A 26,409-nucleotide genomic window follows, 5' to 3' on the forward strand; every position below is an offset into this window, starting at 1 on the left:
GGATCAACGTGCTGTTCGCCATGCTCCGCGACGGAACCTTCTACGAACCCAGAACCCCACGCCTCGCTTGACGAAAGACATAGAGGCACCCCCCCGTGAGCGGGTCACCGGCGGGACACCGATACCTGGTCGGCATGCGCCGCACGGAGGTATGCGGTAGTCCTCGAAGGAGAAGAAGCCGAGCTCGGCGTACCGGCGCCGCCTGGACCGGCGGACTCGCTCACCGTCATTCCGGCTTCCCACGAGACGGAGGCAGTCGCCATGGACCCGGTCGTCACGGTGGGCCTCGACGGCTCGCCCGAGAGTCTCGCCGCTGCTCGCTGGGCCGCTGACGAAGCCGAACGGCGCAAACTCACATTGCGCCTGCTGCACGCGTGGCCGCTGCTGGTGCCGGAACCGACCCGCCTTCCCTGCGAGGTCGATCAGAACTACTGGGCGAAGCGGCTCGTGCACGACGCACGGGCAAAGCTCCAGGCGCGCCACCCAGGACTCACCGTCGTCGGCAGCCTGATCGCCGACGACGCCGAGCACGCACTGCTCCGAGCAGCAACCGAGTCCGAGATGACCGTGCTCGGTTCCCGCGGGCTGGAGCCCATCGAGAGCTACTTCATGGGTGACGTCAGCATGCCCGTCGTGGCCCGGGCCGAGCGGCCGGTGGTGCTGGTCCGCGCCGAAACAGGCGAAGAGGTGCCTACGCCCGCATCCCGCGGCGGCGTGGTGGTGGCGCTGAAACTGCACGGACCGTGCGACGACCTGCTCGCATTCGCCTTCGGTACCGCCGCGGCGAGGAACGTGGGCCTGCGGGCCGTCCACGGCCGCAGCGTGCCCATCCACGCGCAGTTGCCCTGGGGCATCGACCACGACATCACCGAAGAGATCAGGCAGGACGCGCGGAAACGACTGAACCAGGCGCTCCGCCCCTGGCGCGAGAAGTTTCCGCACGTCGACGTCGCCGACACCATCGCTCTCGACAGCCCAGCCAAGGCCGTCGTGCGGGCGGCCGAGGGCGCCGGAATGCTGGTCGTCGGCAGACGCAGGCACCACGCTGCCCTCGCTCCCCGCCTGGGCCCCGTGGCCCAGGCCGCCATCCATCACGCGCGCTGCCCTGTCGCCGTCGTACCCCATGACTGAACCGGGCCTGCGGAGGGAGCCGAACATGCGGGGGCATCACTCCGACGCGTCGGTGCTGAGGTCGGCCACGGGAGTCGACGCGCCGACCACGGCTCACGACGCTCCGGCGCTCCCTCGGGCAGAGGTGCGCGAGACCCACACCGCCGTGGTGTTCTTCGTCGGTGAGCGAGCCTACAAGATCAAGAAACCGGTCGATCTGGGCTTCCTGGACTACTCCACCGTGGCGGCTCGTCGGGACGCGTGTGAGCGGGAAGTCGCCCTCAACCGCCGCTTCTCACCCGACGTATACCTGGGACTCGGCGAAATCCGCAGCCCGGAGGCGAAGGCGCCCGAACCGCTCGTGGTGATGCGCCGCATGCCGACCGACCGGCGCCTGTCCCTGCTGGTACAGGAAGGCGTTGCGATCGACGACGATCTCCGGGCCATCGCCCGGCAGCTCGCGACCTGCCACGCGGGCGCGCCCCGCAGCCGCGAGGTCGACGAACAAGGCACCAGAGACGCACTGTCCTCGCGCTGGGAGGACAGCTTCGCGCAGGTCCGCGCACTGGCTGACAACGGACCCGTGCCCGACGGAGTGGAGGAGATCGAACGGCTGGTACGCCGCTACCTGGCCGGACGCAAGCAGTTGTTCGACACCCGCATCGAGCAAGGGCGGATCGTGGACGGGCACGGCGACCTGCGCGCCGAGGACGTCTTCTGCCTCGACGACGGGCCGCGCATCCTGGACTGCCTGGAGTTCGACGACCACCTTCGCTACGTCGACGGCCTCGATGACGCCGCGTTCCTCGCCATGGACCTGGAACAGCTCGGCGCACCGGAGGAGGCGGCGTTCTTCCTCACCCAGTACAGCGAGTACTCGGGTGATCCGGCACCTCCGTCCCTGTGGCACCACTACGTCGCCTACCGCGCGTTCGTCCGCGCCAAGGTATCCCTGATCCAGGCCCGACAGGGCGCGCCCGGCGCGGAGGCGGCATCGCGCCGGCTGGCCACGACGGCACTGCGCCACCTGCGCGCCTCCACCGTCGGCCTGACACTCGTGGGCGGGCTGCCGGGCAGCGGCAAGTCCACCCTCGCCGGAGCGCTGGCCGACCGCCTGGGTGTCACGCTGCTCAGCAGCGACCGCCTCCGCAAGGAACTGGCAGGCATCCCGGCGGAGCAGTCCGCGGCGGCCCGCTACGGGGAGGGCCTCTACACGGCCGAGTGGACCGCCAGGACCTACAAGGCCCTGCTCGACCGGGCATCCGCCCTGCTGTCCTGCGGAGAGTCCGTCGTCCTGGACGCGACCTGGTCCGACGCGGGACAGCGCGAAGCGGCCGTGCGCATGGCCGAACGCACCAGCGCCGACCTGGTGGCCCTGCATTGCAAGGTACCCGGCGACGTGTCGGCGGCCCGCCTGACCACCCGGGCCCCCGGAGCGTCGGACGCCGGCCTCGAGGTGGCCGCTGCCCTGGCGGCCAAGGAGCCACCGTGGGCGGAGGCCGTCACGATCGACACGAGCGGCCCCCTGGAGTCCGCAGTTGTCCAGGCATTGGCAGCCGTGCGCCCATGGGGCCCCGGCCGGGCCCAGGTCTTCCGCCGCCCCTACACGGAGCCGGACTGAGGAGGGAGCGCGCGACAGCGGGGGCGGGTGCTGTGCCGACGCCGCGGTGGTGCCGGCACAGACCTCACATGCGGCTGAGGGTGACGGGGAAGCCGTGGAGTACCACGGGCGCGCTGTTCGGGGCGGTTCCAGGCGGGCCCAGGGGCACCGGCGCTTGGAGGTTGCAGGTCAGGTTCTGCGGAGGGAACTGCAGGACGTGGGGTGCGAGCAGTTGGGCGGGCTCCAGGGTGGACACGACGAGCGATCCCCCGCCGCCGGGTGGGTTGCTGATGGTGAGCGTGAATTCCAGGTACACCAGCATCTGCGGCGAGTGCGGAGAGGCGGGGCTCACTGTCAGGAGGCTGCGCGGGGTCACCGTGGTGTCCGACTGCTCCATCAACGCGCTCCCTGCGCGCTCTGCAGGCCCAACGACGTGCCATGCATGCGGCAACGGTTGTCGGCGGTGGACGTAAGCCGGGTCTGACTCGCGGAAACTTCTTCCGGTCCCACCGGACCGGCCCAGGTGCGGTTCCGGCATCACTCCCCGACAACCAACCGGCCCGTCTCTCCCGGCTGGAGGCATACCGCGCGGTCCGGCAGCCGGATGTCGATGGGGGAACGGTCGGACGGCGGTACCGTGATCTCCAGCAGCCCGTGCTCCAGCCGCAGCCGCACGCCCCAGTGCCCCTGGTAGCGGATGGCGAACCCGTACGACGTCAGCTGGGGCAGGGGCACGGGATCGAGCCACAGCGCGCCGTGGCGGGTCTCCAGGCCGGTCAGTCCGCGCTGGACGAGGTCGAGGGTGCCTGCCATGGCGCCGAGGTGGATCCCCTCTCCGGTGGTGCCGCCCTGCACGTCGGCGATGTCGCTGCGCAGGGTCTCATGACAGAACGCCCACGCCTCGGCCCGCCGGGTCCGGGCCAGGACCCAGCCATGGACCAGGCCGCTGAGGGTGGAGCCGTGGCTGGTGCGGGCGAGGTAGTAGTCGACGGTGCGCCGCCAGGTGTCCTCGTCGAGCCGGTGGCCCAGGCGGCGGAAGACGCCGTGAAGCTCGGCTGGTGCGAAGAGGTAGCCCAGCATGAGTACGTCGGCCTGTTTGGATGCCCGGTAGCGGTTGACGGTGTCCCCCTCCGCTTCCAGGATCCGGTCGAGGCGCCGGATGTCGCCGTACCGCTTCCGGTAGCCGTCCCAGTCGAGTTCGGCGAGGTCGCCGTAGCCCTGGAACTGGCTGATGACGTCGTCGTGGAACGGCACGTGGAGCGTGCGGGAGACCTCCTCCCAACGCTCCAGTTCGCCGACGTCCAGCTCGGTGCGCTCGACGAGTTCCAGGCGCCGGGGCTCGGGCAGGGCGCGCAGCAGCTCCAGGGTGCGGGTGAGTACCCAGGCGGCGGTGACGTTGGTGTACGCGTTGTCGTCGAGGCCGGGCTCTTTCGCGCCGGGGTAGGCGTCGTGGTATTCGTCGGGGCCGACCACGCCGCGGATGCGGTGCCGCCCGAGGGTCTCGTCGTAGTCGGCCGAGTCCGCCCAGAAGCGGGCGATCTGCAGGAGCATCTCGGCGCCCTTGGTGTGCAGGAACTCGGCGTCGCCGCTGGCCTCGCAGTACTGCCACACGTTGTAGGCGACGGCGGAGCCGACGTGCCGCTGGAGCCGGCTGTGGTCGGGCAGCCAGCGTCCGGAGCGCGGATTGAGGTGGACCAGCTGGGACTCCTCGCGCCCGTCGCTGCCGCTCTGCCACGGGTACAGTGCCCCGCGCCGGCCGATCGAGCGCGCCGCGGCCCGGGCGCGGTCGAGGCGGCGGTGGCGGTAGTGGAGCAGGGCCCGGGAGACCTCCGGGAAGTGCAGGTTGAGGTAGGGCAGCACGAACAGCTCGTCCCAGAAGACGTGCCCCCGGTAGGCCTCCCCGGTCAGGCCCCGGGCGGGCACGCCGACGTCCAGGTCGGCGGTGTGCGGCGAGAGGGTCTGCAGGACGTGGAAGAGATGCAGCCGCAGCACGCGGCCGGCCTCCCCGGGGATTTCGAGGTCGGCCCGGCGCCACAGCAGGCGCCAGGCGGTGCGGTGGCCTGCCAACAGTGCGTCGAAGCCGGGGGCCTGGCGGACGCGGTCGATCGCGGCCTGCAGCGGGTCGCTGATGGCGGGGTCGCGGGAGGTGTGCAGGGCCACGGTCTTGTCGACGGTGACGGTCCGGTCGGGCGCCAGGTCGAGACGCAGGCTCTGGACGGCCCGGGGGAACGGGTGCTCGGTGACGACGGGTGCGTCGGCGGTCAGCCTGCCGGCCAGGCCGATGCGGATGTCGGAGGTGCGGGTGCGGCAGCGCAGCCAGACCGTGTCGGGGGCGTGGGTTCCGGTGTGCACATGGGTGAGGTGGTGGCCGTCCAGGTTCCGGTAGCGCGCCACGCCGCCATTCGTGACGCCGCCGTCCAGCGCGGCCTCGACCTCCAGCTCGACGGCGCCGCCCTCCGCGGTGAACTCGGTGCGCAAGGCGGCGAGATGGGGGTCGCCCATGTGCACCAGGCGCTGCTGGCGTACGGTCAGCGTACGCCCACCGTCGAGCCCGTACCGGGTGCGGCGCTCCAGCACGCCCGAGGACAGGTGCAGGACCTGACGGTGGGCGAGAACGCTGCCCGTGTCCGGGGTGAGCCACTGCTGACCGGCGAGGCGGAAGCGCAACGGCAGCCAGTTGGGAAGGTTCACCATGTCCTCGTTCTCGACCCGGCGGCTTGCCACGTGTGAGGTGAGCCTGTTGTAGCAGCCGGCCACATACGTTCCCGGGTAGTGGACATCGTCCGCCGCGCACTCGGACAGCGCCCCCCGGGTGGCGAAGTAACCGTTGCCCAGGGTGCACAGGGACTCCCGCAGGCGCTCCTCGGCGGGCTCGTAGCCCTCGTACTGCCAGGTCCAGACCGTCACTGCGGCGCTCCTCCCACAAGCGGTTCTCCGGTGCGCACGACGGGAGCCGGCACCGGCACCAGTTTGGCGCCGGGGCCAGGGCCCGGCGACGCGGTCACGCCGCAGGTTGCGTCACGGTGAGTAATCACTCGAGTGGGTTATGCGAGAAGGCAAGGATGTGCACCTCCCGCTCGTATGGGTGAGGGGTCCGCTTCTCTCCGAGAGGCCCCTGGAGGAGGACATCATGTGCCGCCACTCGATCCGTACGCTCCTGGTTGGCCTGTGCACCCTGGCCGCCGCCTCCCAGGCAGCCACAGCCGTGGCCCTGGCCGCGCCGACCGGGCCCCACCCGGCAACGCACGCCAACGCGCGGGCTCTGCGCTCGCAGACCCTCGCCGACCTCACCACCGCCATGAAGGGCGAGGCGTTCGCCTACGCGTCCTACAGCCTCTTCGGCTCTCAAGCCGACCGCGAGGCCCACCCAGCCGTGGGCAATCTCTTCCGCGCCACGGCACAGACCGAGCTGGGTGAGCATCTGCGCGAGGCGGCCACCATGGCCGGAGTGGTCGGCACGAACGCCGCCGACCTGCGCCAGGCCATCGACGGCGAGACGTACGAGCACCAGGTCATGTACCGCGGTTTCGCGGACCAGGCCCGCAAGGACGGGGACCTGGACGCCGCCAAGCTGTTCACCGAGATCGCCGGGGACGAGGGCCGCCACCGCGATGCCTTCCGCACCGCCCTCACGGTCGTGACCACCGGCCGCGGCACGATTCCGGCGCCGCCGAAGGCCGACATGGTCTCGGTGCCCGCGGGAATGCCGAAGGTGAAGGCCGCCCGTACGAAGGCCAATCTGGACACCGCGATGCACGGCGAGGCGCTCGCCCACGCCAAGTACATGCTGTTCGCCGCGCGCGCGAAGCAGACCGGCAACTCCGCGCTGGCCCGCCTGTTCGAGGGAACAGCCGCAGTGGAACTGCACGAACACTTCGCCGGCGAAGCGGTGCTGGCCGGGCTGGTGCGCAGCACCAAGGAGAACCTGCGCAAGGCCATCACCGGGGAGCACAACGAGGCCACCAACCTGTACCCGGGGTTTGCGGACCGGGCCACCACCGTCGGTGACACCGCCGCCGCCCGCTACTTCCGCGACACCGCCGCGGACGAGGCCCGACACGGCACCGCCTTCCAGCAGGCACTCGACCAGACGCGCTGACCGCCTCTGCGCACTCCAGGACCGGCCGGATACGCCGCTGCGGCACTCGGGCGGTCGCATAAGCCCAGCTCGTACCGGGCCGATGAGTACCGGGCCGCCGGGGCGGTCGCTGCCGTCACACGGTGATCCGGCGCCCGGTGATGCTGAGAGGCTCGATGCGGATCCACAGCTCACGTTGCCCGCCCGCCCAGGGTGCGCTGTACGCCTGTTCCTCCAGCCGTCGCAGGGAGTCGGGATCCGTCACGGCTCGGGCCTGTCCGCGCACCAGGACGCTCCACCCCTGGCTCAATGCTCCGTCGATGTGGTCGATCTCGAAGGCCACTTGAGAACCCGAGGCCTGCGCAGGTACCGAGTGAGGGTGCGTCCTGAAGACGAGCGCGTCCTCCACGACGGTGTAGTTCACAGGGACGACCACCGGTCCCGAGGCGGTGGTCACCGCGACTCTTCCCACGCCGTGCGTCGAGAGCAGCTCCCGGCACTCCTGCGTGGTCAGCTCCGTGAACTTCGGATGCCGGCCTGCCTGTCCGAGGCCGGGTGGCAGATCGACGTCGCCGCCGGCGAGGTCCCGGACGGTGGTCTCGAGTGCTCCGGCCAACCGTAGGAGGGAGGCCGCGCTCGGCGCGGCGGTGGACTGCTCCTCCAGGTACCGGAGGTAGCCGGCGGCCATACCGGCCCGAACGGCCGTTTCCTCGCGGGTCAGGCCGAGTTCCTCGCGCCTCAGGGCGATCCGGCGCCCGAGGTCACCGGTCGGGTGGCCCCCTGCCGCGTTCGACGATGCTTGTGCGGCCATGGGCCGTCACCTTCTCTCAGAGGTCGCGCTGCCTGTCGTGGGCGAGGCCGCGCGGTGACCACTCGCCGGGCGACAGGCGGGAGTCGTCGAAGCGGTAGGTGAGCTGGTCGATCACCGCGACCACTCCGTCGATCTGCTTGGTCATGGAGACGGCGATCTCCGTCTCGCTCCTGCGTGCCAACCGACCGGTGAGGGTGACCACCCCTTCGACCACGAAGACGTCGACGGCCGTGGGTGCCAGCCGCAGCGTGCCGACCAGGACTTCCTCGATCACTTCGCCGCGGATCTCCGCGTCGGGCCGCAGGAAGACCTGGAGCAGGTCCCGGCGGGTGACGATGCCGACGAGCCGGTCCTCCTCGTCCAGTACGGGCAGCCGCTCCACGTGGTGCTGCACCATCGTCCGGGCTGCTTCGGCGATGGTCTCCTCGGCGTGCACGGTCACCGGCGGTGCGGTCATGAGCTGACCGGCGGTGAAGGCCCGGGACCTGGCGGCCTGTCTGCGAGCCCCGGGCGTGCGCCCGGCGGCGAACCGGAAGCGACGCCTGGTTCCGTCCGTGTCGAGGGCTTCCGACTGCCTGGTCACCAGGTCGGTCTCGGAGACGACGCCGATGACCTTGTCGTCGTCGTCCACGACGGGCAGTCCGCTGATGCGGCGGTCCGCGAGGAGCCGCGCGACTTCCTTGAACGGAGTGCGGTACTCGGCGCTGACGACATCCGTGGTCATCACGGAGCCGACCTTGTTGTGCTTCATGTCCGTCATCTCCTCAGCGGAGCCGGCGCAGATAGGGATCCTGCGGCCTGCGGGGCAGCAGACACACGCGTGCGTCGAGCACGGTCACTCCGCCCGGTGCGGCAAGGACGGGGTTGAAGTCGGCCTCGGCGAGCTGCGGTAGATCGCTCGCCATGCGGGAGACGCGCAGGAGCAGCTGTTCCAGGGCCTCGAGGTCGACAGGCCCGGCACCATGCGCGCCGAACAGGAGCGGGGCGCAGCGCGGCGCCGTGATCAGGTCGTGGACGTCCTGGTCGGTGAGCGGGGCGAGGCGGGCGGCGTGATCGGCGAGCACCTCGGTCGCGGTGCCGCCCAGACCGAAGAGGACGAGAGGGCCGAAGACCTCGTCCTGGACCACACCGGCGAACAACTCGGTGCCGCGGTCGGCGAGCGGCTGGACGACCACACCGGTCATCAGACCGGAGAACCGCGTCTCGAAATCCCGGAAGGCGGCCCGCACCTGCGGCTCGCCCTGAAGGTCGAGGTGGACGGCGTGCTGCTCGCTCTTGTGCAGCAGGCCCGGCCAGTGGGCCTTCATGACGATCCGGCCGTCGGGTCCGCGCAGCCGCTCGGCAGCGATCACGGCGTCGTCCTCCGTCTCGGCCCAGGCCCACGGCAGCTGCGGGATGCCGTAGCAGGCCAGCAGGTCGGCGCAGGCGCGCGGGTCGAGCCAGCCTCCGTCCGGGTGCCGGGCTAGGTTCGCGTCGGCGATCTCGTGGGCATGCAGGGTGTCGATTCCGGAGAGGGTCGGGACGGTGCCCACTGGCCGGGAGAGCCAGGCCGCTCGGCGCGCGGCGTGGGCCAGCGCCCGCGCCGCCGCCTGAGGATCGGCGTATGAAGGGATGGTTCTGTCGGCGGTGACCGGCAGCAGTTTCACCGGCAGGTCCTGTTCGATGCGTACCGCCACGACCGGTCGTGTCCGGTGCGCAGGATCGCCGGTGAGGGCTCGGGTCAGGTCCTCACCGGTCGCTACGGCGACCGCCGTGGGGACGAGGGCCACCAGCACGGCGTCGAGGTCCGGGGATTCGAGCAGCCGGTCCAGGCAGTCCCGAAGCTGGTCTTCGGAGACGGCGGCGGTGGTGTCGACGGGGTTGCCGACCGCCGCTCCCTCGGGCAGCACGGCGAGCAGGTCGTCGATCAGGTCCGGGGTGAGCGGCGGCAGGACGAGCCCCGCTTCCATGCAGGCGTCCGCCGCCAGCACACCGACACCGCCGGCATTGGCGACGATCGCGACGCGCGCACCGACCGGGAGCGGCTGGGAGTGCATCAGGGCGGCCGTTTCGAGGAGCTCGCCGACCGAGCGGGTGGCGGTGATGCCGGCCTGGGTGAACAGCGCCTGCCGGGTCATGGTGGGCGTGGCGGCCGCCGCGGTGTGCGAGGCGGCGGCGCGGCGGCCGACCTCTGTGCGGCCGGCGTCCACGGTCAGGACGGGGATGCGGCGGGTGACGCGCCGCGCGGTGCGGGAGAACGCCCTCGGATTGCCGAAGGACTCCAGGTGCAACAGGGCGAGATCGGTGCGGCCGTCGCTCTCCCACCACTGGAGCATGTCGTTGCCGCTGACGTCGTACTTGTCACCGAGGGAAGCGAACGAGGACACGCCGATGCCGAGCCGGGACAGCCCGTCGAGCAGGGCGATCCCCACTCCGCCGGACTGCACGGCGACGCCCGCGGTTCCCGGCAGCGGGTGGTCGGCGGCGAACGTGGCATCCATGCGCAGCTCGGGGTCGGTGTTGGAGATGCCGAGGCAGTTCGGGCCGACCAGCCGCATCCCGTACGTACGGCATGCGGTCATCAGGCTCTGCGCCTGGGCACGGTCGAGGCCGGCGGTGACGACCACGAGCGCCCGTACCCCCGCCCTGCCGCACTCCTCGGCGGTGGCCGGGACGGCGGCCGCGGGCACGGCGACGACCGCCAGGTCCGGGACCCTGGGCAGGGCACTGACCGCGGGGTGACAGGGCACCCCCAGAACCGAGCTGACGTGTGGGTTCACTGCGAAGAGGCGTCGGGTGAAGCCGCCCGCGTGCAGGTGGTGCAGGATGGCCCGCCCCACCGATCCGGGCTTGCGCCCAGCGCCGATGACGGCGATCGTGTCCGGCCTCAGCAGCGGCTCGAGACTGGCCACGTCGGCGGCCCGGCCGCGCTCCTCCACAGCCGAGAGGTAGGCGTCGTCCTCGTCGAGCGCGATGGTGCACCGGACCTCGGGCCCCTCGAAGTGGCGCCTGGTGCGCAGGCCGAGGTCGGCGAAGAGCCGGAGTACCTGGAGGTTCTCGCTCAGCGCGTCGGCCTTGAACCTGGTGATGCCCTCCGCGCGGGCCGCCGAGACCAGATGCTCGACGAGGAGGGTGCCGACACCGCGGTGGTGCAGTCCCTCGGCCACCGCGACGGAGACCTCGGCCGCGTCCTTGTCACCCCCGGTGTCGTACTCGGCCAGGCCCACCACCCGGCCCTTGGCCTCCGCCAGCAGCGCCCGATGGCCGGGGCGCGCCGGGGCGCACGCGCGGTCGGCGGCCACGGCGGCCGAACTCCGGCTCACCGCGAAGAACCGCAGCCGGAGGTTCTCGGGGGACATCTCCTCGTACAGGCCCCGCAACCGCTCCTGATCATCCGGCTCCACGGGCCGGATGCAGACGGTGCTGCCGTCCGCGAGCAGGGCGTGGATCCGGGGGCGGCTGAGCGTGTCGTCCGTCATCGCGGTTTCCTCCGGCCTCTCGACATTTCGAGCATCGGCGGCTGTACCGGCGATCACATGGGCTGACCGGGGTGCAGCGAGGGCCGGTCGGCCCTGAAAGCGGATCGCGATCCCGCCGGTGTTCTCAGACGCCGGGCGCTCGCGCCCGCTCGACGAGCAGCCCTGGAGGAGGCGGAGCCCGAGGGGGCGGTACGACGACACTGGACCCCTTTTCTCGCGGGCTCGGTACATGCGATCGGTGAGTACAGGACACCGGTCGCAGGGCCGACCGGCCCATGTCCGTACGCGAGGATTCGCCGAGACTGGTGACTGAGGAGCGCCCTTGCCACGGAATCCCCACCAGCCCCTTCAGCGGCGGTCATCATGTCCGACGTCACCACGACCGACCTGTACGAAGTGACCATGGCCCTGTCCTATCTGCGGGAGGACATGCGCGCCCCGGCGACCTTCAGCCTCTTCGTCCGTGACCTGCCGCCCGGCCGGGGCTTCCTGGTCGCCGCCGGTCTGGAGCCCGCCCTGGACTTCCTCGCCCGCTACCGCGTGGAACGCGAGGACATCCAGACCTTCGCGGCAGCACTGCACCGGTCGCCCAAGGATCTGGAGCCGCTGCTCGGACTGACCTTCGACGGCGAGGTGCGCGCCGTCCCCGAGGGACATGTGGTCCTCGCCGGCGAGCCGCTGCTGGAGGTGACCGCCCCGCTGCCACAGGCCCAGCTCGTGGAGACGTACCTGCTCAACCAGCTGTGCCACCAGACGGCGGTGGCGTCCAAGGCGGTCCGCTGTGTTCTCGCGGCGGCCGGACGGCCCGTCGTGGACTTCTCGCTGCGCCGCACCCACGGGCCGTGGGCGGGTCTGCAGGCGGCCCGGCTGGGAGCCTTGGTGGGTTTCGCGGGCACCAGCAACGTGGCGGCGGCCGGTGCCCTGGGCATCCCGGCCTCGGGCACCATGGCCCACTCGTACATCGAGGCGTTCCCCGATGAGGAGGAGGCGTTCCATGCGTTCGCGCGTACCCACCCGGGGCCGGTGACGTTCCTCGTCGACACCTACGACACCGACGCTGGAGTGCGGACCGCGGCCCGCGTCCTGAACGAGATCGGGCGCGGCCCGGGATGTGCGATCCGACTCGACAGCGGTGACCTCGGAGAACTGGCGCGGCGGGCGCGCGCCACGCTGGACGCCGCCGGGCTGCCCGACGTGCGGATCACCGCCAGCGGCGGGCTGGACGAGTACGCCGTCGCGGACCTGGTGCGCAGCGGGGCCCCGATCGACGTGTACGCCGTGGGAACGAAGATCGGTGTCGCTGCGGACGCACCGTACCTGGACGCGGCGTACAAGCTCGTGGAGTACGACGGCCGCCCCGTCATGAAGCTGTCGTCCGCGAAGGTGACGGCCCCGGGCCGCAAGCAGGTCTTCCGCAACCTGACACATCCGGACGTCATCGGCCTCTGGGACGAGGAGCCGCCGGACGCCGCGCGACCCCTGCTCCGCACCGTCATGCGCGGCGGCCGACGCACGGGCGCACCCGACCGGTGGGAGTACGCGCAGGCACGCTGCGCCCACGACATCGCCGCCCTTCCGGCCCCGGCACGCAGCATCGAGAACCCCATGCCTCTGCGCGCAGTCAGGTCCAGGGCGCTGGAGGATCTGACAAAGCGGGTGCGGGAGGAGATCGAAACGCGCTTCCGCGCACGGCCCCCCGGCGTGGCCGCGAACGCCGGTCCTTCGATCACCAGGGGCCTCGGGCATCGTTGATGTCCGTCGATGCCGTGGGCCGTGGTCCCGGTGCCTCGGATGCGACGCCCGATGATCGCATCCACGATGAGGACATGGTGTCCGTCCCCCCTGCTGACCGCCCTCCGTTCACGTCCGGCCGCGTGGACACCGGCCCGTCCTGTCGCTATGACCAGGCAACAGCGGTCCTCGTCCGCGCTGCCTGACGGCGACCGGAAACCGCAGGTGCCGACCGGCTCCGACGGACCGGCTGGACCGTCCGCATGTCCTCCGTAAGCGTGACGATCCCTCGAACGGCTCGCACCAGGAAGTGGCGCGAGTAACTCCGAGCTCACTGGTCAAGGCAACGGGGACCATGGGCAATCCGTACATCAACGCACCGATTCGGGCCTGTATGTACGCCGGCACCCAGCCACCAGCTGGTCCGGGTCGCCGTAGTCGTGCTCTTCGTCGGCCTGCTGGCGCCGCCGCTGTTCTTCATCGCGGCGAAGAAACGCGTCATCAGCAGGGCGGTACCCGTCGTCTATGCGGCGATCATCTACGGCTCGGCCGTGCTGGGCTCGGTGCTCGGTAATCCGAAGAACTGGATGGTCGGCGTCCTCGCCATCACGATGATCGATGCTGCCGTGCACGCCGCCATACTGGACACGGAATGGAAGAGCGGGCATTAGGGCCCTTGCCTGCTTCTGGGCCGAACTCGCTGATTGTGGTTGGTATGACCGCGCGTCAGACGCGTTGCCAAGTACCAACCATGAAGCTTGGTCACAGGCTCGTGCCCGACCCGGGGCATGTCAGCTGCGCGGCCGGGCGGCGAACCCCGCCTTCTCATAGGCCGTGTCGATGAGCCGCATCGTCTCCAGCGCGTCCTGAGCGTCGAGGGGCAGCGGCTCGCCGCCCCGGACCCGGGCCGCGAACGCCTTGAGCTGATAGGTGTACGAGGACCTGCGGCCCAGCTCCTCCGTCCGCTCACCGCTGTCCGTGCGCACCACGACCCGGTCGTCCTGGTGCGGCAGCACGAAGTCGAGGGCCGTGGCCTCGCCCCGGGTGCCGACCAGCCGGCACGTCGCCTGCCAGGTGCCGTGCACCATGGAGCAGCGCGCGGTTCCGGTGGCGCCGCCGGGGAAGGCCAGCTCCGCGTCCAGCCAGGCGTCGACGCCCGGTGCCTGCGGCCGGTCATCGCCGCGCGCCGAGACCACCTCGGGGTCGCCGCCGGCCCACGGGGCGAGCATCCGCTGGGCGTGCAGGGCGTAGCAGCCCAGGTCCATCACGGCGCCACCCGCCAGCGTGAGCGACCAGCGCGCGTCGTCGTCCGGCGGCGGGGGCATGGCCACCACGGTCTCCACGTGCCGCAGTTCGCCGAGCTCCCCGGACGCCAGCACCTCGTGCAGCCGCCGGGTGACCGGGTGGAAGAGGTAGTGGAAGCCCTCCATGAACACCGTGCCCGCCGTGGACGCGGCGTCGCGTACCTCGGCCGCCTCCTCGGCGTTGCTCGCGGACGGCTTCTCGGTCAGCACATGCTTGCCCGCCTTCAGCGCCGCCAGGTTCCAGGGGCCGTGCAGACCGTTGGCGAGCGGGTTGTAGACGACGTCGACCTCGGGGTCGGCGACGAGGTCGGCGTACGACCCGACGACCCGCTCCACGCCGTGGGCGTCCGCGAACGCCTGCGCCCGGTCCCGGTCACGGGCGGCCACCGCGACCAGACGGTGTCCGCCCGCGCGGGCCGGGGCAACGAGCGCGGTCTCGGTGATGCGGGCCGCTCCCAGCAGCCCGATCCGCAGCGGTTCGCTCATGCCTCACTTCACCTCGTCCATGCCGTGGCGCACCTCGTCCATCCGCACCGGTCGGTGCTCGGCCAGCGACAGCGTGCAGGCCTCGGCGATCCAGCTCGCCTCGATGGCGTCGGCCACCGTACACGGTGAGGTCCTGGAGCCCGCCACCACCTCGGTGAACGCGGTGAGTTCGGCACGGTAGGCGTCCGCGAAACGGTCCATGAAGAAGTGGTGCGGGGCACCGGCCGGGAAGGTGGCGCCCGGTTCGACGGACCGCAGCGGCAGCTTGTCCTCCAGGCCCACGGCGATGCTGTCCTTCATGCCGTGCAGCTCCAGACGTACGTCGTAACCGCGCGCGTTGTGCCGGGAGCTGGAGGTCACGGCCAGGGTGCCGTCGTCGAGGGTGAGGAGCGCGGAAGCGGTGTCGACGTCGCCGGCGGCCGCGATGTACTCGGCGCCGCGGTTGCCGCCCGCCGCGTACACCTCGCTGACCTCCCGCCCGGTCACCCAGCGCACGATGTCGAAGTCGTGCACCGAGCAGTCGCGGAAGATGCCCCCGGAGACCGCGATGTAGGCCTCCGGCGGCGGCGCCGGGTCCAGGGTGGTGGAGCGAACGGTGTGCAGCGAGCCGAGTTCACCGGCGAGGACCGCCTCGCGTGCGGCGACACAGCCCGCGTCGAAGCGCCGGTTGTACCCGATGTGCACCTCGACACCGCTGTCCCGTACCGCGCGCAGCACGGTCAGGCTCTCCTCGACGGTCCTCGCCGCCGGCTTCTCGCAGAAGACGGGGATGCCCGCCTCGACGGCGGCGAGGATCAGCGCCGGGTGGGCGTCCGTGGCGGCGGCGATCACGACGCCGTCGACCCCCGCGGTGAACAACGCCTCAGGAGAGTGGACCGCTCTCGCCCCGAAGCGCTCCGCCGCCGACGCGGTGGCCGCGGGCACGGGGTCGGTGACCACCAGGGAGTCCACCGCGTCCAGTGCGGCGAGAGTGGCGGCGTGGAAGGCGCCGATCCGGCCGAGGCCGAGGATGCCGATACGCATGGGAAGTTGCTCCAATGAGGGACGTGAGGTGGGGAGCCGGCGGGTGAGGTTCAGTCGAGTCCGCCGAAGACGATCTGGTCCCAGTCGATCACCGAACCGGTCACCACGCCGCTGCGGTCGGAGAGCAGGAGGACGACGAAGTCGGCGATCTCGTCCACCTGCCCGAGCCTGCCCATCGGCACGGCCTCGGCCGCCTTCTCGCGCCAGTCGTCGCCGGCGCCGTGGAAGGCGCGCTGGATCGCGTCCTCGCCCTCGGTGTCCGTCCAGCCGATGTTCAGGCCGTTGATCCGGATCCGGTCCCAGCGGTGCGCGTGCGCGGCGTTGCGGGTGAGTCCCACCAGACCGGCCTTGGCGGCCACGTACGGGGCGAGGAACGGCTGTCCGCCGTGGGCCGAGGAGGTGATGATGTTGACGATGGTGCCGGGCGCTCCACGGTCCACCATGTTCCGCACGGCCGCCTGCATGGCGAAGAACGGCGCCCGCAGATTGATCGCGACGTGCGCGTCGAAGAGTTCCGGCGTGGTGTCCAGCAGCGAACCGCGCGAGGTCAGCCCGGCCGCGTTCACCAGGCAGTCGATCCTGCCGCACAACTCCACGGTCTGCTCCACGCCGCCGCGTGCCGCGGCCGGATCCGCGAGGTCCGCCCGTACGAAGACGGCGCCGGTGTTCTTCGCGAACTCCTCGCCGACGTCGGCCCTGCGCCCGGTGAAGACCACGCACGCGCCCTCGCGCAGGGCCGCCCGGACGACCCCGGCGCCGACACCCTGGCTTCCCCCGTTGACGAGGACGACCTTGTCCTCCAGCAGTGCCATCCGATGTCCTCTCAGAGCCGGCGCCGCTCGGCGCCCGCTCGCAGTTCCTGCCGCAGCCGGTCCGGGCTCCAGCCCTCGGCCACGGCCCGCCACACGGTGTCCGCCTGGGACGGCGGTGCCAGCCCGTCGACCGGCGGGTCCAGATCCAGATTGGTGGGGAAGGGGTAGCCCTCGGCGCAGGCGGCGACCACCCGGCGGAGCCAGACCTCCTCGGCACCCTCGGCCTTGCGCCTCAGCAGCACCGGATGGACCGCGTTCGACACCGCCTCGCGGTCGACGGTCTCCATGGCGCGGCCGAACGCGGAGGAGATCTGCAGCAGGTTCGCCATCCGCCGGATGTCCGCGGACCGGTTGTGCCCGGCGGCGTGGAAGAGCGCCGGGTTGAAGAAGACGGCATCGCCCTTGTGCAGGGGCAGCTGGACGTGGTGGTCGTCGAAGTACGCGATGAACTCGGGGCGCCGCCAGGCCAGATAGCCGGGCTCGTACTTCTGCGAGTGCGGCAGGTACAGCGTCGGGCCGGACTCCACGGGCATGTCGCAGTGCGCCACCGCGCCCTGCAGGGTGAGGACGGGGGAGAGGCGGTGGACGTGGGCCGGGTAGCGGGCCGCCTGCTCCTGGCGCAGGAACCCGAGGTGGTAGTCGCGGTGCACGCTCTGCGCCGCCCCGCCCGGGTTGACCTGGTTGACCTGCGAGGTGATCTGGTAGCCGGGGCCGAGCCAGGCCTCGGCGATCAGCGCCAGCATGTCGTTGCCGTAGTAGTCGGCGAACGTCTCCGGATCCTGCGCGGCCATCTTGTCGAGTGCGTTCCACACCCGGTCGTTGGCGCCGGGCTTGGCGAAGTGGTCCCCGCGGGCGGTGCCCGCCGCGCGCTCCCGCTCGATCAACGCGGTGAAGACGGCACTCGCACGGTCCACCACGTCGAGGTCGCAGAACGCCCGCGCGAGGACCACGATCCCGGGCCCGTCCAGCAGGGCACGCACCCACTCCGACCGCACCCGCTCCGGTTCGGCGGCCCGCAGCCGCTCGCTGTCGTACACGAGGACGTTCTGCTCGACCCCGGCGGCGAGCGGGTAGTCGGCCGGGTCGGTGCGCTCGTCGGCCAGGGAGCGGAAGGCGTCGAGGTCGCAGTCCTCCTCGCGCAGCCAGATCCCGGGTCCCGCGGTGGTGAGAGACATCGCGGAGTCCTTTCGTCGTGCCGTCGTCTCCGCCAGTCTTGTGAACCCGGGTCCGTCAATCAATGATCAGAAGCCCATCAAAAAACCATCATCGACAAGCCGCCCGACCGCCCTCCTCGACTCCCGGGAACAGCCATGGGACACCCGTACACGATCCGCGAGATCGCCCGTCAGGCCGGACTGAGCCAGGCCACCGTCGACCGCGTCCTCAACCACCGGGGAGGGGTACGGGAGAGCACGGCGCGCGAGGTGCACCAGGCGATCAGGGATCTGGACCGGCAGCGGACGCAGGTCCGCATCGGCGGCCGTACCTTCATGATCGACATCGTGATGCAGACCCCGGCCCGGTTCTCCACCGCGGTGCGCGAGGCCCTGGAGGCCGAACTGCCCTCCCTGCACCCGGCGGTCGTCCGCTCCCGCTTCCACTTCCGCGAGACCTGCCCGCCCGCGGAACTGGTCCGCGCCCTGGACCGGATCGCCCGGCGCGGCACCCAGGGCGTGATCCTCAAGGCCCCGGACCTGCCCGAGATCACCGACGCCGTGGGCAGGCTCGTCGCGACCGGGATCCCCGTCGTCACCCTGGTGACGGACCTGCCGGGCAGCGCCCGCCTCGCCTATGTCGGCATCGACAACCGCGCCGCGGGAGCCACCGCCGCGTACCTCCTCGACCAGTGGCTGGGCGACCGCCCCGGCCATGTGCTCGTCACCATCAGTCGGGGCTTCTTCCGCGGCGAGGAGGAACGCGAAATGGGCTTCCGCGGCGCACTCCGGATGACCTGCCCCGACCGCACCGTGGTCGAGGTCACCGACAGCGACGGCCTGGACGCCACCCAGCGCGACCTGGTCCTGGCCGCGCTGGAAAAGGACCCCGACATCAACGCCGTGTACTCCATCGGCGGCGGCAACGCGGCGACCCTGGAGGCCTTCGCGGCACTCGGCCGCGCCCCGGCCGTCTTCATCGCGCACGACCTCGACCGGGACAACACCCGCCTGCTGAGGGAACGCCGTATCTCCGCCGTACTCCACCACGACCTGCGCCAGGACATGCGCCGTGCCTGCCAGACGGTCATGCGGGCGCACGGGGCACTCCCTGAGGAAGGGTCCCGTCCTCCGTCGCCCATCCAGGTCGTCACACCGTTCAACCTGCCGCCTGGGGCGGTGACCGAGGGGTGATCAAGGGGTGATCGAGCCCGGCACACCCCCAGAACTGGCATCCGGCGCCATAACTCTCAAAGATCACGTAACATCCAGATCGGAAATCGATCAACTTCCGTGGTCACCCGCTCAGTTGGATGCTCCTCCAACGCCTCGACCAAGGGTGACCGCGCAAGGGGGAAGGAAACAACGATGCAGTCATCCAGTCTGCGGCGACGCCTCGCCGGGACAGCGGCCACCGCTCTCCTGGTCGGTGCGGGCGTCCTGGCGGGGGCACCCTCGGCGGCGGCGAAGGCCAACCTGCTGGCCATCGACAAGGTGTCGCTCCATGCTCCGGGCCTGCAGGTGAAGGTCACCTACTCCTGCGACCCCGGCATGGACCACCAGCTCGTGGCCAACGCGACGACGCTCCGGGGCAGCCACGACGAGTCGATCGCCGCGGGCACCATCAAGAAGGACAAGCTCGTGTGCGACTACGACAGCCACATCGCGCAGGTCGCGCTGCGCCCGGCCGTGGGGTCGCACTTCGAGAAGGGGGACAAGGTCAAGGTCACCGTCTTCTACTTCGACAACGACGGGTTCAGCTACGCCAACCAGGAGACCGTCGCCGTCCTGTAAGAGGCCCGCTCCAAGGCGGCCTTCGCCCCGGCAGGCGGCACACGGGTGCCCGGGACACCGACGCACCTGGCGTCCGCCGGGGCGCTGACCTGGCAGCGGGTTTGCACCTATGTGAGCCGTGGTGTCGCTGTCCGGTCGGGCGGCCGAACAAGTCGCCGCAGGTCCGGTCGCCGAGGGGGCGTACCGCGGTGGCCGGCGGGTTGATGGAGTCCGGCGGGCCAGGTAACACTGGCCGCGTGGACGCGGATCCGGGGTTCTACGGGCCCTCATCGGTGACCTGGCAGATGCACGGCGACCCCATGATGTGGGTCGCCGGCATCCGCGCGCTCTATCTCCAGGCCCTGCACCCGCCCACCGTGCGCGGCGTCCTGCAGAACTCCGACCTCCGCCGCGACGCCTGGGGCCGGCTGATGCGCACCGCCAACTTCGTCGGTACGACGACGTACGGCACCACCGAGGCCGCCGAGCGCATGGCGGCGAGGGTGCGGAAGATCCACGGCATGCTCGGCGCCACGGACCCCGACACGGGGGAGCGGTACGCAGTCGACGAACCCGAGTTGCTGCTGTGGGTGCACTGCGCCGAGATCGATTCCTACCTGCACGTCCTGCGCCGCTCGGGCTTCCGGCTCACCGAGGCGCAGGCCGACCGGTACGTCCGGGAGAACCGGGCCGCCGCCGCCCTCGTCGGACTCGACCCCGAGCAGGTCCCTGCGGACCAGGCCGAGTTGGCCGCATACTTCGAGAAAGTGCGGCCCGAACTCGCCGCCGGGCCCGAAGCCCGCGAGGTGGACGACTTCCTGCGGCGCCCGCCGATCCACCCGCTGCTGGTCCCGGCGCGCGCCCTGCTGTGGCGGCGCGTGGCGAACCTGGCGTACGCCGCCCTGCCCCCGTACGCCCACGAACTCTACGGCCGCCCGTCCCCGAGCCCCGCGACGGTCACCCGGCGGCTGCGCCTGACCGGCACCCTGCTGCGCCGCATCCCCGCACGCGTGCGCTGGCAACTGCCGCCGAAGCATGTTCTGCGCGCCATGGCCCGGCTCGGCCCCGGCGCCCGGCCCGCGCCGTACAAGGTGGGCGGGCGCATCGGCTGAGTGGGCGCCGCCCGGCCCGTCTCTGGCCGATCCGGATCATCGCGTGCTACGAAGAAGCATGCCTGCACGCGAAGGACACGAGGGTAAACAGAGACACGAGGGGTACGACGCCGTGATCGTCGGCGGCGGCCACAACGGCCTCGTGGCCGCCGCCTATCTGGCCCGGGCCGGGCGATCCGTGCTCGTCCTGGAGCGGCTGGACCACACCGGCGGCGCCGCCGTGTCCACGCGCCCCTTCGCCGGGGTCGACGCACGGCTGTCGCGCTACTCCTACCTGGTCAGTCTGCTGCCCCGGAAGATCGTGCGGGACCTGGGGCTGGACTTCCGCGTGCGGGCGCGCACCGTCTCCTCGTACACGCCGGCCGAACGCGACGGGCGCCCCACCGGGCTGCTCGTCGGCGGTGGCGAGCGGCGCACCCGGGAGGCGTTCGCCCGGCTCACCGGCTCCGACCGCGAGTTCGAGGCCTGGCAGCGCTTCTACGGGATGACCGGACGCGTGGCCCAGCGGGTGTTCCCGACACTCACCGAGCCGCTGCCCACCCGTGACGACCTGCGCCGCCGCATCGACGACGAGGAGGCGTGGCGGGCCCTGTTCGAGGAGCCGATCGGCGCCGCGATCGAGGCCCGCTTCACCGACGACCTGGTCCGCGGAGTCGTCCTCACCGACGCGCTCATCGGCACCTTCGCGGACGCCCACGACACCTCCCTGAAGCAGAACCGCTGCTTTCTCTACCACGTCATCGGCGGCGGCACCGGCGCCTGGGACGTCCCCGTCGGCGGCATGGGCGCCCTCACCGACGCGCTCGCGACCGCCGCGCGCGCCGCAGGGGCGGTCATCGCCACCGGGCGTGAGGCGGTACGGATCGACACCGACGGGCGCGCCGCCGAGGTCACCTACCGGAGCGCGGAGGGGGAGCGCACCGTCTGCGCACGGCATGTCCTGGTGAACGCCTCCCCGCAGGAGCTGGCCCGGCTCACCGGCGACAGTCCGCCGGCCCCGGCCGAGGGCGCCCAGCTGAAGGTGAACATGCTGCTCACCCGGCTGCCCGCGCTGCGCGACACCACGGTCGATCCGCGCGAGGCGTTCTCCGGCACCTTCCACATCGCCGAGGGGTACGAGCAACTGGCCACCGCCCACGCCCAGGCCGCCGCCGGTGCACTGCCCGCCGCGCCGCCGTCGGAGATCTACTGTCACTCGCTCACCGACCCCTCCATCCTCGGCCCCGACCTCGTCGAGCGCGGCTACCAGACCCTCACCCTCTTCGGCCTGCACACCCCCGCGCGGCTCTTCGCGGACGACAACGACGCCGTACGGGAGGAGCTGCTGAAGTCGACGCTGGCGCAGCTGGACGCCCACCTCGCCGAGCCGGTCGAGAGCTGCCTGGCGACGGACGCGGGCGGGCGCCCCTGCATCGAGGCCAGGTCCCCGCTCGACCTGGAACGCGACCTGCGTCTGCCCGGCGGCAACATCTTCCACCGCGACCTGGCCTGGCCGTACGCCCAGGAGGGCACCGGCCGCTGGGGCGTGGAGACCCGGCACGCGAACGTCCTGCTGTGTGGCGCGGGAGCGGTGCGCGGCGGCGGGGTGAGCGGCGTGCCCGGGCACAACGCGGCGATGGCGGTGCTCGAGGACCTCGGGGAGCCGCTGCCGAAAACCGGAGCCCCTTAAGAAACTGACGGAGCATCAGAAAAACTCTTCCGTCCTCTCGACCGCTGCGGCATCCTGCGCCCATGCAGACGGAGCTGAGCAAGCGACTCGGGGTCGAGCACGCCCTCTTCGGGTTCACGCCGTTTCCCGCCGTCGCCGCGGCCATCAGCCGGGCCGGCGGTTTCGGCGTGCTCGGCGCGGTCCGCTACACCGCCCCCGACGACCTCAAGCGCGACCTCGACTGGGTCGACGCACACATCGACGGCCGCCCCTACGGACTGGACGTCGTGATGCCCGCCAAGAAGGTGGAGGGCGTGACGGAGGCCGATGTGGAGGCGATGATCCCGGAGGGACACCGGCAGTTCGTCAAGGACACCCTGGCCGCCCACGGGGTGCCCGAACTCGCCGAGGGCGACGCGTCGGGATGGCGGATCACCGGCTGGATGGAACAGGTCGCCCGCAGCCAGCTCGACGTCGCCTTCGACCACCCGATCAGGCTGCTCGCCAACGCTCTCGGCTCCCCGCCCGCCGATGTCGTCGAACGCGCCCACTCCCAGGGCGTCCTGGTCGCCGCGCTCGCCGGGAGCGCCCGGCACGCCCGCAAGCACCAGGAGGCGGGCATCGACATCGTGGTCGCGCAAGGGTACGAAGCCGGTGGTCACACCGGGGAGATCGCCACCATGGTGCTCACGCCCGAAGTGGTCGACGCCGTCGACCCGTTGCCCGTGCTGGCCGCCGGCGGCATCGGCAGCGGACAGCAGGTCGCCGCCGCCCTCGCGCTCGGCGCGCAGGGGGTCTGGCTCGGCTCCATCTGGCTGACCACCACCGAGGCCGAACTCCCCTCGCCGGCCCTCGTCCGCAAGCTGCTGGCCGCCGGCTCGGGCGACACCGTCCGCTCCCGGGCGCTGACCGGCAAACCCGCGCGGCAGTTGCGTACCGCGTGGACCGACGCCTGGGACGACCCCGACGGCCCGGGCGCGCTCCCCATGCCGCTGCAGGGCCTGCTGGTCGCCGAGGCGATCACCCGCATCCAGAAGTACGAGGTGGAGCCGCTGCTCGGCACGCCCGTCGGCCAGATCGTCGGCCGGATGACCGGCGAACGCAGCGTCCAGGCCGTCGTCGACGACCTCACCCGCGGCTTCGAGAGGGCCGTCGACCGCATCAACCGGATCGCCGGAAGGAGCCAGCAGTGAGCCAGGCCGCCAACGGTTTCTGGGCCCAGGCAGCGGCGGACCCCGACCGCACCGTCCTCATCGCCCCCGACGGGGAGGAGTGGACCGCCGGACGGCTGCTCGCCGCCGCCAACCGGCTGGTGCACGGGCTGCGCGCCGCGGGGCTGCGGACCGGTGACTCCTTCGCCGTCGTGCTGCCCAACGGGGCCGAGTTCCTCACCGCGTACCTGGCCGCCACTCAGGCCGGTCTCTACCTCGTCCCCGTCAACCACCACCTCGTCGGCCCCGAGATCGCCTGGATCGTCTCCGACTCCGGCGCCAAGGTGATCGTCGCGCACCAGCGGTTCGCGGGCGCGGCACGCGTTGCCGCCGACGAGGCCCGGCTGCCGGCCACCCACCGGTACTGCGTCGGCGAGGCCGAGGGCTTCCGGCCGTACGCCGAACTCCTCGCCGGACAGCCCGAGTCGGCGCCCGGTGACCGTACCCTCGGCTGGGTCATGAACTACACCTCGGGCACCACGGGCCGCCCCCGCGGCATCCGCCGCCCACTGCCCGGAAAACCCCCCGAGGAGACCTACCTCGGCGGCTTCCTCGGCATCTTCGGCATCAGGCCCCACGACGACAACGTCCACCTCGTCTGCTCACCGCTCTACCACACGGCCGTGCTCCAGTTCGCGGGCGCGTCCCTGCACCTCGGGCACCCGCTGGTCGTGATGGACAAGTGGACGCCCGAGGAGATGCTCCGCCTCATCGACGCCCACCGGTGCACCCACACGCACATGGTGCCGACCCAGTTCCACCGCCTGCTCGCCCTGCCCGACGAGGTGAGGGCCCGCTACGACGTCTCGTCCATGCGGCACGCCATCCACGGCGCCGCCCCCTGTCCCGACCATGTGAAGCGGGCGATGATCGAATGGTGGGGCATGTGCGTGGAGGAGTACTACGCGGCCAGCGAGGGCGGTGGTGCCTTCGCGAGTGCCGAGGACTGGCTGAAGAAACCCGGCACGGTCGGCAAGGCCTGGCCCATCAGCGAACTCGCGATCTTCGACGACGACGGCAACCGCCTCCCGCCCGGCGAACTCGGCACCGTCTACATGAAGATGAGCACCGGTGGCTTCACGTACCACAAGGACGAGGCCAAGACCCGCAAGAACCGCATCGGCGACTTCTTCACCGTCGGCGACCTCGGCCACCTCGACGAGGACGGCTATCTGTTCCTGCGCGACCGCAAGATCGACCTGATCATCTCCGGTGGCGTCAACATCTACCCCGCCGAGATCGAGGCCGCCCTGCTCACCCACCCCGCCGTCGCCGACGCGGCCGCCTTCGGCATCCCGCACGACGACTGGGGAGAGGAGGTCAAGGCCGTCGTCGAACCCGCCCCCGGCCACGAGCCCGGCCCGGCGCTCGCCAAGGACATCCTCGACCACTGCGCACACCGACTCGCCGGGTACAAGAGGCCCAAGAGCGTCGACTTCATCGCCACGATGCCCCGCGACCCCAACGGCAAGCTGTACAAGCGGCGGCTGCGCGAACCGTACTGGGAGGGCCGTACCCGGCCCGTGTGACCGCTGCTTGACCTGCCCCGCGTGCCCGGCGAGGATCGCGCCAGGGCCTGGGGACAGTGAGGAGCGGGACATGACGGCGGGACGTAGCGTCACGGTCGACGGCACGCTGCGGCGCAGCGCCCGGCGTACCCCGGCGCGGACGGCGATCCACTACGGCGACCGGTCGTGGACCTACGCGGAACTCGACGACGCCGTCTCGCGCGCCGCCCGCGTGCTGCGGGAGGCCGGGCTCGCCCCCGGCGACCGGGTCGGCGCCCTGGGCCACAACTCCGACGCCTATCTGATCGCCTTCCTGGCCTGCGCCCGCGCCGGACTGGTGCACGTACCGGTGAACCAGAACCTGACCGGCGACGACCTGGCGTACATCGTCGACCAGTCCGGCTGCTCAGTCGTCCTCGCGGACCCGGACCTCTCCGGGAATCTCCCGGACGGCGTACGGCGCCTGCCCCTGCGCGACGCGGACGACTCGCTGCTCGCGCGCCTGGCCGCGACCGAGCCGTACGACGGTGCGGAACCGCGCGCCGAGGACCTGGTGCAACTGCTGTACACGTCCGGCACGACCGCGCTGCCCAAGGGCGCGATGATGACGCACCGTGCCCTGGTGCACGAGTACCTGAGCGCGATCACCGCCCTCGACCTGAGCGCGGGCGACCGGCCCGTGCACGCGCTGCCGCTCTACCACTCGGCGCAGATGCACGTCTTCCTGCTGCCCTACCTCGCCGTCGGCGCGGAGAACGTCATCCTGGACGCGCCCGACGGCGACCGGCTCTTCGACCTCATCGAGGCGGGCCGCGCCGACAGCCTGTTCGCGCCGCCCACCGTGTGGATCGGCCTCGCCAACCGTCCCGACTTCGCCACCCGCGACCTGAACGGGCTGCGCAAGGCGTACTACGGCGCCTCGATCATGCCCGTGCCGGTCCTGGAACGCCTGAAGGAGCGGCTGCCGAAACTCGCGTTCTACAACTGCTTCGGACAGAGCGAGATCGGCCCGCTCGCCATGGTCCTCGGGCCCTACGAGCACAAGGGACGCATGGACTCGTGCGGACGCCCGGTGCTGTTCGTCGAGGCGAGGCTCGTCGACGAGTCGGGCAAGGACGTGCCGGACGGTGAGCGAGGTGAAATCGTCTACCGCTCACCGCAGTTGTGCGAGGGCTACTGGGACAAGCCGGAGGAGACCGCCGAGGCGTTCCGCGACGGCTGGTTCCACTCCGGGGACCTCGCCGTGCGGGACGTCGACGGGTACTTCACCATCGTCGACCGGGTCAAGGACGTCATCAACTCCGGTGGTGTACTGGTCGCTTCCCGGCAGGTCGAGGACGCCCTCTATACCCACGAGCGGGTCGCGGAGGCCGCGGTGATCGGGCTGCCCGACGAGCGGTGGGTCGAGGCGGTGACGGCGGTCGTCGTCCCGCGCGGCGAGGTCACCGAGGCCGAACTGATCGCCCACGTACGTGACAGGCTGCCGCACTTCAAGGCGCCGAAGAGGGTGCTGTTCGTGGACGAGCTGCCGCGCAACGCGAGCGGGAAGATCCTCAAGCGGGAGCTGCGGAGCCGGTTCGGGGGCTGAGG

Annotated in this window: 21 protein-coding genes; 12 read left to right on the forward strand and 9 right to left on the reverse strand. The window is 71.4% G+C overall.

Annotation, left to right across the window (positions count from 1 at the left end):
• Positions 1-261: 261 nt before the first annotated feature.
• Positions 262-1,131 (forward strand): universal stress protein, encoded by an 870-nt coding sequence (locus ACFYZJ_RS09005; protein ID WP_388564569.1) that lies wholly within the window; start codon positions 262-264, stop codon positions 1,129-1,131.
• Between the two features lie 124 nt (positions 1,132-1,255).
• On the forward strand, positions 1,256-2,731 hold the full coding sequence (locus tag ACFYZJ_RS09010; protein WP_388565555.1) for an AAA family ATPase: 1,476 nt from the start codon (positions 1,256-1,258) through the stop codon (positions 2,729-2,731).
• A gap of 64 nt (positions 2,732-2,795) precedes the next feature.
• On the opposite strand, the gene ACFYZJ_RS09015 is transcribed toward ACFYZJ_RS09010, so the two are convergent.
• Positions 2,796-3,107: a hypothetical protein gene (locus ACFYZJ_RS09015; protein ID WP_388564571.1), complete on the reverse strand. Its 312-nt coding sequence runs from the start codon at positions 3,105-3,107 to the stop codon at positions 2,796-2,798.
• Positions 3,108-3,247: 140 nt separating this feature from the next.
• On the reverse strand, positions 3,248-5,617 hold the full coding sequence (locus ACFYZJ_RS09020) for a glycoside hydrolase family 65 protein (RefSeq protein WP_388564574.1): 2,370 nt from the start codon (positions 5,615-5,617) through the stop codon (positions 3,248-3,250).
• 223 nt (positions 5,618-5,840) lie between these two features.
• Between ACFYZJ_RS09020 and ACFYZJ_RS09025 the strand changes: the two genes are divergently transcribed.
• On the forward strand, positions 5,841-6,809 hold the full coding sequence (locus ACFYZJ_RS09025; RefSeq protein ID WP_388564576.1) for a rubrerythrin family protein: 969 nt from the start codon (positions 5,841-5,843) through the stop codon (positions 6,807-6,809).
• Between the two features lie 115 nt (positions 6,810-6,924).
• Here ACFYZJ_RS09025 and ACFYZJ_RS09030 read toward each other — a convergent pair whose 3' ends face one another.
• Genes ACFYZJ_RS09030 through ACFYZJ_RS09040 form a run of 3 tightly spaced genes read right to left on the reverse strand, consistent with a single transcriptional unit; the run spans position 6,925 to position 11,057 of the window.
• Positions 6,925-7,599 (reverse strand): helix-turn-helix domain-containing protein, encoded by a 675-nt coding sequence (locus ACFYZJ_RS09030; RefSeq protein WP_388564579.1) that lies wholly within the window; start codon positions 7,597-7,599, stop codon positions 6,925-6,927.
• A gap of 16 nt (positions 7,600-7,615) precedes the next feature.
• Positions 7,616-8,350, reverse strand: coding sequence for a CBS domain-containing protein (locus tag ACFYZJ_RS09035; RefSeq protein ID WP_388564581.1), 735 nt, complete (start codon positions 8,348-8,350; stop codon positions 7,616-7,618).
• A gap of 13 nt (positions 8,351-8,363) precedes the next feature.
• Positions 8,364-11,057: a GNAT family N-acetyltransferase gene (locus tag ACFYZJ_RS09040; RefSeq protein ID WP_388564583.1), complete on the reverse strand. Its 2,694-nt coding sequence runs from the start codon at positions 11,055-11,057 to the stop codon at positions 8,364-8,366.
• A 363-nt stretch (positions 11,058-11,420) separates the two neighbouring features.
• Here ACFYZJ_RS09040 and ACFYZJ_RS09045 point away from each other — a divergent pair, with 363 nt between their 5' ends.
• Both ACFYZJ_RS09045 and ACFYZJ_RS09050 read left to right on the forward strand, forming a co-directional pair.
• Positions 11,421-12,809: a nicotinate phosphoribosyltransferase gene (locus ACFYZJ_RS09045; protein ID WP_388564586.1), complete on the forward strand. Its 1,389-nt coding sequence runs from the start codon at positions 11,421-11,423 to the stop codon at positions 12,807-12,809.
• A 419-nt stretch (positions 12,810-13,228) separates the two neighbouring features.
• Positions 13,229-13,459: a hypothetical protein gene (locus ACFYZJ_RS09050; RefSeq protein WP_388564589.1), complete on the forward strand. Its 231-nt coding sequence runs from the start codon at positions 13,229-13,231 to the stop codon at positions 13,457-13,459.
• A gap of 120 nt (positions 13,460-13,579) precedes the next feature.
• Here the strand turns inward: ACFYZJ_RS09050 and ACFYZJ_RS09055 are convergent, their stop codons facing one another.
• From ACFYZJ_RS09055 to ACFYZJ_RS09070, 4 genes are read right to left on the reverse strand one after another with little or no spacing between them, the layout of a single operon-like run.
• A complete protein-coding gene (locus tag ACFYZJ_RS09055; protein WP_388564592.1) occupies positions 13,580-14,578 on the reverse strand; it encodes a Gfo/Idh/MocA family protein in 999 nt (332 codons plus the stop codon).
• Positions 14,579-14,581: 3 nt separating this feature from the next.
• Positions 14,582-15,601, reverse strand: coding sequence for a Gfo/Idh/MocA family oxidoreductase (locus ACFYZJ_RS09060; RefSeq protein WP_388564595.1), 1,020 nt, complete (start codon positions 15,599-15,601; stop codon positions 14,582-14,584).
• Between the two features lie 50 nt (positions 15,602-15,651).
• Positions 15,652-16,413 carry an SDR family oxidoreductase gene (locus ACFYZJ_RS09065; RefSeq protein WP_388564598.1) on the reverse strand — a complete coding sequence of 254 codons (762 nt, stop codon included), beginning with the start codon at positions 16,411-16,413 and terminating at the stop codon, positions 15,652-15,654.
• Between the two features lie 11 nt (positions 16,414-16,424).
• Positions 16,425-17,588: a phytanoyl-CoA dioxygenase family protein gene (locus ACFYZJ_RS09070; protein ID WP_388564600.1), complete on the reverse strand. Its 1,164-nt coding sequence runs from the start codon at positions 17,586-17,588 to the stop codon at positions 16,425-16,427.
• A 135-nt stretch (positions 17,589-17,723) separates the two neighbouring features.
• Between ACFYZJ_RS09070 and ACFYZJ_RS09075 the strand changes: the two genes are divergently transcribed.
• The 7 genes from ACFYZJ_RS09075 to ACFYZJ_RS09105 all read left to right on the forward strand — a co-directional run bounded on the left by ACFYZJ_RS09075 (position 17,724) and on the right by ACFYZJ_RS09105 (position 26,407).
• Entirely contained in the window at positions 17,724-18,761 is a 1,038-nt protein-coding gene (locus tag ACFYZJ_RS09075; protein ID WP_388564603.1) for a LacI family DNA-binding transcriptional regulator, read from the forward strand.
• 174 nt (positions 18,762-18,935) lie between these two features.
• The gene (locus tag ACFYZJ_RS09080) at positions 18,936-19,361 is read left to right on the forward strand and encodes a hypothetical protein (protein ID WP_388564605.1); all 426 of its coding nucleotides are present in this window, start codon (positions 18,936-18,938) and stop codon (positions 19,359-19,361) included.
• 203 nt (positions 19,362-19,564) lie between these two features.
• Positions 19,565-20,452, forward strand: a complete 888-nt coding sequence (locus ACFYZJ_RS09085; RefSeq protein WP_388565558.1) for an oxygenase MpaB family protein — start codon at positions 19,565-19,567, stop codon at positions 20,450-20,452.
• Between the two features lie 58 nt (positions 20,453-20,510).
• Complete coding sequence (locus tag ACFYZJ_RS09090) at positions 20,511-22,121, forward strand: phytoene desaturase family protein (protein ID WP_388564609.1); 1,611 nt, start codon at positions 20,511-20,513, stop codon at positions 22,119-22,121.
• Between the two features lie 62 nt (positions 22,122-22,183).
• The gene (locus tag ACFYZJ_RS09095; RefSeq protein ID WP_388564611.1) at positions 22,184-23,293 is read left to right on the forward strand and encodes a nitronate monooxygenase; all 1,110 of its coding nucleotides are present in this window, start codon (positions 22,184-22,186) and stop codon (positions 23,291-23,293) included.
• Positions 23,290-24,840 carry an acyl-CoA synthetase gene (locus ACFYZJ_RS09100; RefSeq protein WP_388564614.1) on the forward strand — a complete coding sequence of 517 codons (1,551 nt, stop codon included), beginning with the start codon at positions 23,290-23,292 and terminating at the stop codon, positions 24,838-24,840. The genes ACFYZJ_RS09095 and ACFYZJ_RS09100 overlap by 4 nt, the downstream gene beginning before the upstream one ends.
• 70 nt (positions 24,841-24,910) lie before the next feature.
• Positions 24,911-26,407 carry an acyl-CoA synthetase gene (locus ACFYZJ_RS09105; protein ID WP_388564617.1) on the forward strand — a complete coding sequence of 499 codons (1,497 nt, stop codon included), beginning with the start codon at positions 24,911-24,913 and terminating at the stop codon, positions 26,405-26,407.
• Positions 26,408-26,409 lie beyond the last annotated feature (2 nt).

The organism is Streptomyces sp. NPDC001848, from assembly GCF_042891915.1.
GTDB lineage: Bacteria > Actinomycetota > Actinomycetes > Streptomycetales > Streptomycetaceae > Streptomyces.